Source organism: Sulfitobacter sp. HGT1 (assembly GCF_013282155.1).
In the GTDB taxonomy this organism is placed as follows: Bacteria; Pseudomonadota; Alphaproteobacteria; order Rhodobacterales; family Rhodobacteraceae; genus Sulfitobacter.
Genome location: NZ_BLWI01000017.1, coordinates 1 through 11624, shown reverse-complemented (window position 1 = coordinate 11624; position 11624 = coordinate 1). Strand labels below are relative to the sequence as shown.

The window sequence follows — 11624 nt, the reverse complement described above, 5'->3', positions numbered from 1 at the left end:
TTCCAGCCTATCGCGCACCTTAAAGCCCGTGCTCGATACAGCTCTGTCGAGGACAAGATCGCACAGCGCCAGCAGTTCGATATCCATCATTGGACGGCCGGCCTCGAGAATGTCGCACGGATGCCAGAACCCGATCAGCCGAAGGCTTTTGCAGCTCTTGTGGATCAGTTCCAGGGCGCTGAATTCAAGCAGGGTGATCGCGGCCGATCCCGCCTCCTGGTCAGCTTTGGCGACGATGGCGAGAATTTAAGAAACGCAAACAAATTACTGAAAATCAAAGCAAACAAAGTCGTGGATTTTGTTGCCGAAGCACAGGAGCATTTTGATGAGCTACGAAGAAGAGATGCCGGACTATCCGGAGCCGACGCCACCCCAGGACGACATGGAGACGACATCGAGCTTGGACGAAGAGACATCGCCGATGACGCTCGCGACGTTTCAAAGCATGAGCCACGAGGAGCAGATCCACGTCTGGGAGATGATCACTCAAACGAAGAAAGACACGACCGAGATCTTGTCGAAACTAGACGAGACAGCGGATCCGAAAGAGGACGATCCGCTACAGGAGACAATGGATCAGATACTCGCATTACTCAGCAAAGCGATGACGGACGTCGGAGAGTTGAAGAGCGAGAGCCGCGACGTGAAGTCGATGCTCCAACAGTTAGTCGATCAAGTCGCGTAGGCCCGACGCCTGTCCAAAAGATCAACCGCAGGTCGGTCGGGATGCGTGCGCTTGAGACCATGAAGAAGATCCGCGAGCAGATGACACCTAAAGGACCGACGCTAGCTCAGCAGATTAACCGAAGTCGCGTTGCAAATGCAGCAAATAAGAAACTCGAAGATCTAAGAAAGGAGCTTCAGAATGGCGCTATCGAGAGCAGAGCTCAGGCTACAAGAGCAGCAGAAAACAGAGAAGAAACCACCGCCAGAGCTGACGACGACGAGCTCGTCGTCAGCACCCGTCGCGCCGGCCCAAGACCGTCCGCAGGCGGATCTGAAACGCGAGATCGCGACAATGGACATACGCGAGCTGCTAGAGAAACTGATACTTCAGCAAGACACGATAGTGACAACAAACTACGAGATTCTGAAGGACAACGAGACACTCGTCGCGAACAGCAACCAGTTAGCAAAGCTATTCAGCGAGATGAGCTGAAAGAGCTCAACGCTGCTGCTAAAGCTGCGAAACCGCTGAGCGACGAACTACCGACGCCGCCACGGCATCAGAGCACGTCTCCTGGAGCGCCAGGGCCGCAACCCATTGCTATAGACGGCAACGATACATTGGCGGACTGGGCTCGTTCGATGCGAGCAAATGCGCCGCGACCGGGCTGATTATTCTAAGAAAACTTGGCTCTAGAAAGATGAAACCCGCCAGCTTTTCAACTGACGGGTTCACCTGGTAACCTTTACTGATAGGCGCTCGAGGATTGAGAGTTCTATCAGCTACAAGACGAATATAGCTGTGAATGTTGAAAAGCTCAACCCATTTCGAATCAATAATGTTGACAATTTGTTGTGCCGGTTAACGGGAAATTAACGACATATAGTGGCCGGGTTCATGATTTTATTGCGATATGCATCTCTATCGTCTACATTACACATAGTCGCCACAGAGCGGCAGCGGATCTCGATCTCTACGGCTTGGTAACCAGCGGGAGAGAGTTTCACAGATGATGAGGATTATATCGATGCAGGACCTATCCAGGGCCAGTCTATCTACTCAATCTGCGCCAATTTTGGCTCAATCCTGTGCGCGTTCTGTTTGCAGAGCAGCGGCTAACCGGAAAGAGCACGGCATGGATTGGGAGCACTAAGACAACCGCAACAGCTTCAGTTCGATTTATTTGATCCAATCGAGAGCCGACAGCTCCCGAAATACGGATGGTGGACACTCAACACAAAGTACCCCGACGGTCTGAAACAGACACCTTACAAGCTCGGACAAATGGAGTTCGTGCTGAACCATTGTCGCAAGGACGTCGATCAGTACATGAGCCAGGCCTTTTTTGCTACGGCCAACCGTCGTGCGATCAATATTTCTGCGATCACGCATGGCTTTGTAGACCTCGATGTCTACGACCCAAAGCGAAACATCCGGGCGGCAAGCTTTACGCATAGCGAGATGGTCACTGCGATCCGCATGTTTTGTGATGATGAGGGAATTCCACAACCGACGATGATCATTTCCAGCGGTCGTGGATACTATCTGAAGTGGATGTGGGATCAGCCCCTGCCGAGGAAGCTCGCGGGCGTGTATACAGCACTTCTCGCGGGTCTCATCGAGTGCTTTGAGAGCTTCGGGTCTGATAGGTCATGCAAAGATCTCTCGCGGATCCTCAGAGTCGTCGGCACAGTCAATTCTAAGAATGGCGAACGTGCGAAGATCTTGGATATCGCAGAATGTAATGGTCAGCCCCTCACGCATCGGTTCGAAGAAGTTTGCAACCAGGTGTTCAAGTACTCGTTTGATCAAGTCAAAGAATTCCGACGCGAAGCCGCTGAGTTCGAGAAGCGAAAGAAGCACTACAGCCCAGCCCAAATTAAGGCATTCGCAGCCTACAAAGCCAGAAAGTCGGGTCTGTCTACGCACGCCTGGACAGACTGGCATTGGAAGGTAGTGGAAGACATTCTGACGCTGACCGGTATGCGCGGCGGGCGCATCAAAGAAGGCCAGCGAGCTATCTTCGGTCATCTGCTTGGCTGCAATCTCGCTCCCGTCGTGGCACCTGGTCAGTTGTATCATGAGCTTGTCGCGTACAGCCGGATGATCTTGCCGAGCGACTATATCGAGAAGGAGCTCAAGAACCACGCCAGCACATTGATGAGCCGCTACAAGGACGCCCAAGCCGGGAAGACCGTGGAGTACAACGGCAAACAGTACTCGCCGGTCTACACTTACAGCAAGGATCGCATGATTGAGCTCCTCGGCATCGAGCGTGATGAGATGAAGAACATGACCGCTCTGATCGACACCCGTGAAAAATATGACCGTAAGAATGAAAAGCGTTCGACAACAGGCCTGTCGAGGGAAGAGTATGAAGGAAAAAGCCTATCAAAAACAAAGCCTTGGGAGGCAATGGGGATTAGTCGGGCAACCTACTATCGAAGGGTGAAAGCAGGCGAAATTTCGTCGTGAGACAAGTAGGGTCTACATCTACGAAGTAGATAGACTCTTTGAAGATGTTCTATCTAACCTTAGACACTGAGCACTTCATGCTTAGGCCGCAGGCCGTCTCGAAGCATGAATGCGAAGGACATGAAGTCACGCAGCTTGCTGCGTGTCCTCACACGCAGCCGGATATTTAAAAACACCTTACAGTTAGCCCTAAGACTGTCGATGAAGCGGGTCGTAGAACGTGTGGTCGTGCCACAGGAGCACCGCTTATGGGGCGCACAGCGCTTGCTACAGGCACCCCATAAGATTTCATACGTAGGAGATGGCGCGCGATCATTCAAAGATCTAGCAAGCTATCTCCGTCAAGCGGATGAAATCTATTGATCGAAGATCAATCGCGATCTTTAGATCGCTCCCACACTCCCTGCTCGATTGACGCCTGCAGTGGTTCGCAGGATGTGCGCCAAACGCCGGTAGACGGGTCTAGATGGAGGACCTCTAGCCGCAATATGCTAAGGTAATCGATCACCACCAGCCTTCTCTATCTTCTGTAATCTCAGTAATATGAAATCTATCTTTGAGAGCGTCAAACTCTCGTTTGAAGTCATCTTCCAGGAAAAAACCATCGTACAACTTCAGATGTACATCTCTATGCTCCTCACCCCATCTTCTTCCTGGTGATCGAGACGGTGGATCTGCGCTTTCAAAATGTTGGGCAATGATTACTTCCCGGCCTTTCCGTTTCCTTGTCCATCCGGGCAGGCACCTGCGACAGCGAAGGACCACAGCATAGCATCCGCCGTTAGGTTTCAAAGGCTCATAATAAATGCCGATGAGCCCTTCATGCTCGACTCAGTCGCAGGCCGATTGGGGGGAGTTGAACTCCTTTTGCAGCACTATGTCAGCGTCGCATTGAGGATGCCACGTCAGAGCCCAACGAGTTCTCTTTCTTACGATTGCTCGAGCGATCCGACCGTCCCAAAAAACGTCGCCGTAGAGCTGGTTTGGTACTTCCCGATGGGTAGTGGTCATACCTACGGATCCTTTAGCTAATGTCTTCTTTCAGCCTATGGTTTTTTGGGTCTGATGCCGGTGAGTGTTAAATCCTACGCTTACGCCCATACGAAGCTGGGGAAAACGCCAAGCGCAAGACTACTGCCAATTAAATAGCTATCATCATCAGCGACTATCTAGGAGATAGATACATCCAAGTTATTCTGAATCCCGTTGTTTTAGGAAGTTATCCACGGATTTCCTTCAGTCCAACACGACATAAGGTAGCGCATCTGTCGCATGCTTCAAACTGTTGTGCTTGTAGATCGATACGCTGTAATATGAAGAATGGTTATCATTATCGACCTAGGTTTAGTGAAAGAGCTTCTGATGATAATCGGATCATTAGCTTCAATACTTGGCCTGTTCATCTATCTCAGAACGTTACGCAAGTAAGAGGTGTGAGCAAAGAGAGCGGGGGTGTCATTTTTGAAGGACAACACCCCCACAATCCATTGAGTAGAGAGGAGGGGAAATAGGAACCTCCTCCTCAACCTCATTAGACAATATGGATTATCACATCAATTTGCAAAGTACTTCAATCGGGTGTGACACCATAGCAATCGTCAGACTAACTTCGTACCCTTGGGGAGTAAGGCAGATGCTCGGACTCACCAAAGAGGATGGGCAATCCCAACCGCTCCTGACCCCCCTTCGCACTCATGACCTGAGACACCCGCTGTCGAGCGTCTAGGGGCCGTGTCCTCGGCTACGCCTGCGGGCCGCACCAACCCCTAGACCCACGCCCTCAGGCATCTCTTTTAGGTCATGCGAAGGCGGCTCCAGAGAGGATGGGATTAAGAAAGCCTCCCATTCATTATAAGAATAAGGGCTTTCTTAATTTTTAGAGACTAGGCTCTCTAGGGGCGTTACTTCGCTTCTGGCCCACCTACACTTTTCAGATACGCATTGATCGCAGCGTTCACGATGTCTGAGACAGGCCGCTCCTCTTGGATCTTCTGGTGCTGAAGCGCTTTCCACGTTTCGGCTGGCACATAGATGCCGATCTTTTTGTCGTGTCCCTTCTTAGGAGCGCCGACGGGCTTCTTCTCTTCAGTGACTACCTTTGGTGCAGCGGCTGCCTTCTTTGCGGACGGTGTCGCGCCGAGGATGCTCTTCTTGGCCATTATTTGATTTCCTTCTCGATAAATTTGGCAAGTTTGATGATTTCATTTCGTGCAGCCATGCTGCGCAGATCGCGTGTTTCAGTTAGACCCTTCCCCGACTGGATAGAGTCTCGGTATGCAGCGCGTTCATGCATGACCGTAGGTGCTTGGGGTAGCTCAGGGCAGTTGGTCGCTAGGAACTCCTTGAACACGTCTACAGTAGCCTGAGAACGTGTTCCTGCACGTGTCAGGACTGAGAACGCTTTCGCACCGGGGCGCTTGTTCGCTTGGATCACTTCATAAGTGTCGTTAAAGGTCAGAGCATCGAGCGGCGACACAGCAAGCGGCGCGAGGATCAGATCAGCGATCTTGACTGCCTTCTCTACTGCTGCCCCAACATGCGGGGGCGTATCGATGATGACATGCGTGAAGCCCAGATCTCTGGCTTCCGCGAGCTTTTCGTCGATGTTGCCAGTGTGTGCCTCGTTGATGATCGGCTGCGGCGCATCCCGAAAGAAATCGAAGGTTTTCCACAGCGTCCGCTGCTTTGCGTCGGCATCGAGCAGCAAAACACGGTTCCCGCGCTTGTTGTCGAGGTGAATTCCCAGGTGCCAGGCCAGCGTAGTCTTGGCGGCACCGCCCTTTTCTGTGACAACGGAGATGATCTTCATACTCGCCAACCTTTGTATCCAAATATCATATGACCTATATATCACATTATACATATATCAAATGATACGTCAATCATTATATCCAAGTATACAAAGATATTTTGATATATAAATAAGAATATCAAGTGATACTTATATCATATTACCTTTATATCAAATGATACTTATATTTTTAGATACTTAGATTTTTGTATAATTATATCCAATTAATATAGATACCGTTCCTATAGGGTGTTTCTTAAAAGCACGGTATGCGAAGGGGGCGTTCCATACCGTCCTTTTAGGGTGGTTCTTAAAAGCACGGTATATGGAGGTCACCAGCTATACCGTGCTTTTTGAGTATACCCATGCGGAAAATCCGCCGAACAGTCGAAATACCGTTCTTTTTAAATGCGATTTTAACTAAAAGACGGTATATTTATTTAAGTTTGAGAGTCATAAGAAACGGAAAAGGGTAGTGGCATGGCAGAAATCATCGGATATCGGCGCGTTTCAACAGGATCGCAGAACCTAGCGCGGCAAGAGCTGCCCGGCTGCCATCGGATCTTTGAAGAAGAGGTCAGTGGTAAGTCTAGGAAGCGGCCACAGCTAGAGGAGTTGATGCGACATGCTCGCGACGGTGACACCGTTCAGGTTCACAGCATCGACAGGCTTGCTCGCAGCTTGCTGGATCTTCAAGAGATCGTTGATGAGCTAGTTGCGAAAGGCGTCGTCGTTAAGTTCCTCAAGGAAGGGCTCGAGTTCTCCCGCCATAAAGACAACGCAACCGGCCGTCTGATGCTTCAGATGCTTGGATCTATCGCAGAATTTGAGCGCACCCTGATTAGATCGCGCCAACTCGAGGGCATCGAGAAAGCCAAGATGGAGGGCAAGTACAAAGGCAGGAAGCCCAGCATCGAGCCGTGGAAGATCGTGAACCGATGGGAGATTGATCGCAGCCTGTCTCTCAGAGAAGTCGCTAAGCGAGAAGGCTGTTCGGTTTCGTCAGTATACCGGATCCTGTCACTGCATGAACCGTACCAAACATTTGCAGATAAGAACCCAACTCCCAAGGAGAGGGCTGATCTTAAACTTGGTGCCGCTCCCGCTCGTGGCTATCGAAAATAATGTCTGACGAGAGGTCAGGTGACTAAGTGTCCACCATTGATTTAAGAGTGGACACTTGGGGGCACCGCCTGCTGTAAGAAACGCAGCCGGTGCCCCCAGGCTCTTATTAGAGCAAGTGTTGCAGTATTCTCTGAAGATAGAATGCCAACTTCGCAGCCTCGCCCAGCAGGCGAAGAATTCTTGTCGTGAGGTCCATGGCTGGTCCTTCAAGCTTCTGGGGAAGGCTTTCACTGTAACATGCGTCGTGGTTAAACTAAAGACTTGTTAGCCGCCGCACGTGTAATCGGGAGCCAGAATGCTTCCATCCCGACCCCCTAGGCTTTGCTCAGGTATAACCGTCGCAGTCTCTATGTGTGCAAATTTGGCAAACTTACAAATAAGAGGGGCTTTGCTCAGGGTAATCAGAGTAAAAAAGATCTTAGACTTCCAGATCTTAAAATTTCAAACTTCGCGCAGCTTAGGGTTGAGTTTTATTCGTGGATATGCAGGTTTTAAGTTATTTTGCGAGATTTTCCCACACAAAATATTTGATGTGTGGGAAGCCCATCGCAACTATAAGCTGTCCTTCATTCCAGCAGTTTTTTTTGGCAAACTGGAGGTCAGAGGGTCGCTTCCCCCTCCCTGAGCGTAGGGCCACTACATGACGGCAACCTAGAAGCTCATCACACACGTTTCGCACTAGCGGAGGAAGTATCAATAATATCAGATACTATCCGTATAATTTAATTATCCGGATACCATCACGCTGCTTCTGCATGAACCACCTCCAAAAGAGTATCCGGATAATATCGGGTACTTAAATTATCCGGATAACTTAAGGCGTTTTGATGATGGGCTACCCCAAGTGCCTGGTCAGCGTCGCTCATGCGCAATCAATTAAAGTGACCACTCAAGTCAGATATTAGATTTCCGGCGATTGCATTCTTTGCAAAGCATCTGTCCATTCAAGATATCGGTTTTCCCGCCTGCGCTCCACGGCGTGATGTGGTCTGCTTCCATCTCGGTCAGCTGGAACGTGTCCTTACAAGTTGGGCATACTCCGGCCTGCCGTTCGAACATGGCTCTCCTGTCGCCCTCAGAGAAAGTGCGGATGTTAAGATGCCTCTGGTCGCCACCTAGAAGGTATTCATAGATGCCCTTCCGACGCCCTACTTCATCATCGATCATGAGCGCTTTTATCTTTGTCTCAAGCTCCGCAGGGTCGAGATCATCTTCACCGTACTTATTGTATAGTTCTCCCCAGGACAGTCCCTTCATTTCACGTCGGTAGTTAGGAAAAGTCGCTTCCACCCATCCAATTACACGCTGAAAATAGAGCCAGAGAGCATTTGCATTTGTATCATGCTGATGCTGCCCCATGTAATCCTCGATTTTTCCGGCACTGATCCATGAAATGACGGTTTCGAGATAATGCTGTCGAATGGGGGACCCATCCATGTATTTATCGGCGATCCTAGCCGCAGCACACTGTGTTTTTGAGAAGTGCAGCTTTGCATGGGCGGTCCATGATCCAGCATATACAGCGTTCCTAAGCTCTTGATCTGTAAGTTTTTCGCCCGCGATATTGATGGTGCGAAACCAATCCAGCTTCTCACTGTCCGTGCCCTCACACTTATAGACAGTCAGTTTGTAATTTAGGATATGCTCTTTTTCGTCGTCCTGAAGATTATGGAAATACCGATCTTTGTACGAGAAGACGCCGTCAATATACTGGCAGATAGAAATTGTTCTCTGCTGACCATCGATGACTTCGAAGCCATCGGGAATAACAGCCCAATACATTGTGTTTAAAGGAAAACCACGCGTTACTGTGTCGATGACGGCATTTCTCTGCTTTTCATTATAGACAAACTCACGTTGGTATGGCGGGCGAATGTTAAGTTTTCCGCCTAGGCCGATAACTCCCGCTTCGTCGTTGTCTTCATACCCATCTGTCAGTTCTCGGATAGTAACGCTCTCATGTTCAATCTGCACTAAATATCACTTTCGATGGGGTTCAAATTTCTAATGAAAATCCGCTTGTAGACTTTGGCTCCGTTTACCATGGCCTGAGGGACGCGACTACTTTTATCCCACAAGCCAGCCGAGGCCCCGGTACCCTCACTCTCCGTAGCTCCGACAATTTCGAACTGTTCAGGATTATATTTCGTCATAAACGTGATAGGTACGCCCATCGCGCCGTTATAATCCATGGGGATATCTTGGGTTTTGGATACTTCGACAGCATCATAATTGTCGTATCGAGGATACGCCGCTTCATTGCCATGATAGCGCCGAACGAGGATCATTTCTTCATGCCGCTTATTGTGATCGACATTTGTATACCAAACCACTCCCGAAACTCGGATCATGCCTGCTTTGTGATCCGCATCAGACGCAGTATCTTCGTAATGAGGCGCAATGAAATGCGCCATATTCCTTTTAAAGCCGTATCCAAGCCAGATCCTGTTTGCCCGTAAAAGTGGGAAGACAGCAGTATATGTTAGGGCGTTTTGGTGGCCGATAATGATGAATTTTTTGTCGTGGGCGTTCAGCAGATTGACGAACTCTCCAAACAAAGAGAAGGGCGGATTGGTGACAACAACATCCGCTTCTTTCATAATTTCTATGCACTCGTCGCTTCTGAAGTCGCCATCCCCATTGAGAACGGAAACACCCATATCGGAAGAGGACGGCAGGCTATTTGTAGCACCACCCTCATATTCCAGCTTGATCGCCTGCTCGGAGTCATTCCGGCTAAAGAGGTTGATCTCCTGGCTTCGATAACAGGTAGTGATCAGCTTCTTGATGCCAAGGAACTCGAAATTCTTGGTGAAGTATTCTGAGAACGCGCTGATGAAAGGGTCATCACAATTGCAGTATACGGTCTTCCCGCGAAAGAACTTGCGATAGTGACGCATTTCTCTTTCGATATCAGGTAGTTGTGTGTAGAACTCATCTCGCTTGTTCCGCCGTGCCTGCTGTAGACCTAAATTTTCGTTCGCCATTTGTGCCTCGAAGCCTTTTCTTCAGGACCCTAAACAGGTCTTGCTTGCAAATGAACCACATTCTGACCAGCCCCCTCCTTGCCTATCTTTCACAGAAAATCCTGGGGAAGGTGCCGCAGGCATCGGGGACTGTCCTCTGTCTGATCTCTATGCCTTTACATAGAGATGACTGTTTCAGATCTCCTTTTCACGCCTGAGACGACCCAAATTGAGTTAAAATGCTGGGACTGCGGCCGGACAGTGACGCGCACCGTGGATCAGGTTCCGAGCGGCATCACAGGCCATGAATGTGAGCGAGGATCCAAGTGTCGATGTGGCACTGGCTGGCCTCAGGTGACCAAATTTCCCCGCAAGAGACCGACCAGTATGTGAAGAGAAACCGGGCTTGTCGTCGATACATATTGCCTCCTCCGCACCCGCTTTCTGATTTCCAGCGTCCTGATCTTAGATCCTGCTTTCTGTATCAAATCATTGCGAAGCTTGCATTTTTCTCCAGATCGACAACTTGCATAGAGATTTTGGTGCCTGTGAGATGAGCAGGTGGGAGGAACATGCCCCTGCGGGTCATATTCCACACCTGCAAAGGGGAGGTTGCACCTCCCCATTTGATCCCCTCCAGCCCCAAAATCGTGAACGATTTTAGGAGCTAAGAAAGATGCGCACACGACACTTTAAGATGCTGCTGACAGACGCTGAATTCACTCGCTTGCATGAAATGGCTCATGCGCAGCGCGTGTCGGCCGCCGACCTGGTGCGCTCTCAGGTCTTAGGCCCTGAGGCTTGCCAGCGGCTACCGTCGCATACTGTCCTGCGGGACATCTTGCGCCAACTGACTGGCATTGCGACCAACCTGAACCAAGCCACACACCTGGCTAATTCTGCGAATACACGCGGTGAGCTGAGTTCAGATGAGTTCGCAAGCATCTTCAAAGCGATCAAGATCGGCCTTGCACGCTGGAGCGAACCCAAGGCGCTGCTGGGGGAGCAGCTCGGGTTAGTCCAGACGAAGCCGGCTAAACAGGAAGACGATCCGGGCTCCTAACGGCCGGGTCATTTCCTCATGAGCACGTTTATCAAAACTAAGACCATCGCAGCCGGAGAAGGCGGCGACGTGGCTGATTACATGCTCACTCAAAGCAAGAACGAGACCGTGCAGCTCATCGCGGGCGATTTCGATGCACTTGAACTCGAGGATGCTATCGCGCTCCAAGACGGCAGGAAGTCCGGCTTAATTCACGCGATCTACACATCAGATGTCGATCTGACGCCAGAACAGCTCCAGCATATGCGAATGGCTATGCGAGCTGAGTTTGGCATCCCAGTCGATGCGCCTTCTATGCTCGTGAAGCATGAGAAAGTTGGCCGGGACGGAGTTCTGCGCAGCCACTACCATGAGATTGTCTCTGGTAAAGATGCCCAGGGCCGCGTTGTCGACACTTTCCGTTCTAAGAAAAGGGACGAGCTTGTCAGCCGCATGTGCGAAGTCGATTTCGGAATGGAATTGGTGCCAGGCCGACATAACGATTTTGTCTACAAAGCAGCTGTAGAGCGTGACCTGGACGCAAAATATCAGGAAGCA

At 50.2% G+C, this 11624-nt stretch carries 10 protein-coding genes; 6 read left to right on the top strand and 4 right to left on the bottom strand.

The window, feature by feature from the left end; genetic code table 11:
* The first annotated feature begins 325 nt into the window (after nucleotides 1-325).
* The 3 genes from HGT1_RS17075 to HGT1_RS17065 all read left to right on the top strand — a co-directional run bounded on the left by HGT1_RS17075 (nucleotide 326) and on the right by HGT1_RS17065 (nucleotide 3142).
* A complete protein-coding gene (locus HGT1_RS17075) occupies nucleotides 326-685 on the top strand; it encodes a hypothetical protein (protein WP_176251170.1) in 360 nt (119 codons plus the stop codon).
* 180 nt (nucleotides 686-865) lie between these two features.
* Entirely contained in the window at nucleotides 866-1159 is a 294-nt protein-coding gene (locus tag HGT1_RS17070) for a hypothetical protein (protein ID WP_176251169.1), read from the top strand.
* Between the two features lie 648 nt (nucleotides 1160-1807).
* The gene (locus tag HGT1_RS17065) at nucleotides 1808-3142 is read left to right on the top strand and encodes a hypothetical protein (RefSeq protein ID WP_176251168.1); all 1335 of its coding nucleotides are present in this window, start codon (nucleotides 1808-1810) and stop codon (nucleotides 3140-3142) included.
* Nucleotides 3143-5043: 1901 nt separating this feature from the next.
* Here the strand turns inward: HGT1_RS17065 and HGT1_RS17060 are convergent.
* Both HGT1_RS17060 and HGT1_RS17055 read right to left on the bottom strand, forming a co-directional pair.
* Nucleotides 5044-5301: a hypothetical protein gene (locus tag HGT1_RS17060; protein WP_176251167.1), complete on the bottom strand. Its 258-nt coding sequence runs from the start codon at nucleotides 5299-5301 to the stop codon at nucleotides 5044-5046.
* Nucleotides 5301-5951 carry a ParA family protein gene (locus tag HGT1_RS17055; protein ID WP_176251166.1) on the bottom strand — a complete coding sequence of 217 codons (651 nt, stop codon included), beginning with the start codon at nucleotides 5949-5951 and terminating at the stop codon, nucleotides 5301-5303. The genes HGT1_RS17060 and HGT1_RS17055 overlap by 1 nt, the downstream gene beginning before the upstream one ends.
* Nucleotides 5952-6413: 462 nt before the next feature.
* Between HGT1_RS17055 and HGT1_RS17050 the strand changes: the two genes are divergently transcribed.
* Nucleotides 6414-7058 carry a recombinase family protein gene (locus HGT1_RS17050; protein ID WP_176251165.1) on the top strand — a complete coding sequence of 215 codons (645 nt, stop codon included), beginning with the start codon at nucleotides 6414-6416 and terminating at the stop codon, nucleotides 7056-7058.
* An 894-nt stretch (nucleotides 7059-7952) separates the two neighbouring features.
* Here HGT1_RS17050 and HGT1_RS17045 read toward each other — a convergent pair.
* Both HGT1_RS17045 and HGT1_RS17040 read right to left on the bottom strand, forming a co-directional pair.
* The gene (locus tag HGT1_RS17045) at nucleotides 7953-9032 is read right to left on the bottom strand and encodes a DUF262 domain-containing protein (RefSeq protein WP_176251164.1); all 1080 of its coding nucleotides are present in this window, start codon (nucleotides 9030-9032) and stop codon (nucleotides 7953-7955) included.
* Nucleotides 9032-10045, bottom strand: a complete 1014-nt coding sequence (locus HGT1_RS17040; RefSeq protein ID WP_176251163.1) for an adenine-specific methyltransferase EcoRI family protein — start codon at nucleotides 10043-10045, stop codon at nucleotides 9032-9034. The genes HGT1_RS17045 and HGT1_RS17040 overlap by 1 nt, the downstream gene beginning before the upstream one ends.
* 655 nt (nucleotides 10046-10700) lie before the next feature.
* Between HGT1_RS17040 and mobC the strand changes: the two genes are divergently transcribed.
* Together mobC and HGT1_RS17030 are read left to right on the top strand one after the other, a co-directional pair.
* A complete protein-coding gene (mobC, locus tag HGT1_RS17035; protein WP_176251162.1) occupies nucleotides 10701-11087 on the top strand; it encodes a plasmid mobilization relaxosome protein MobC in 387 nt (128 codons plus the stop codon).
* Between the two features lie 18 nt (nucleotides 11088-11105).
* On the top strand, nucleotides 11106-11624 hold a 519-nt coding region (locus HGT1_RS17030), incomplete at its 3' end, for a hypothetical protein (protein ID WP_176251161.1).

Coding starts and splice junctions, on each gene's coding strand:
- HGT1_RS17040 (WP_176251163.1), bottom strand. CDS start 10,045: ATGGCGAACGAAAATTTAGGTCTACAGCAGGCACGGCGGAACAAGCGA.
- HGT1_RS17070 (WP_176251169.1), top strand. CDS start 866: ATGGCGCTATCGAGAGCAGAGCTCAGGCTACAAGAGCAGCAGAAAACA.
- HGT1_RS17060 (WP_176251167.1), bottom strand. CDS start 5,301: ATGGCCAAGAAGAGCATCCTCGGCGCGACACCGTCCGCAAAGAAGGCA.
- HGT1_RS17055 (WP_176251166.1), bottom strand. CDS start 5,951: ATGAAGATCATCTCCGTTGTCACAGAAAAGGGCGGTGCCGCCAAGACT.
- HGT1_RS17050 (WP_176251165.1), top strand. CDS start 6,414: ATGGCAGAAATCATCGGATATCGGCGCGTTTCAACAGGATCGCAGAAC.
- HGT1_RS17075 (WP_176251170.1), top strand. CDS start 326: ATGAGCTACGAAGAAGAGATGCCGGACTATCCGGAGCCGACGCCACCC.
- mobC (WP_176251162.1), top strand. CDS start 10,701: ATGCGCACACGACACTTTAAGATGCTGCTGACAGACGCTGAATTCACT.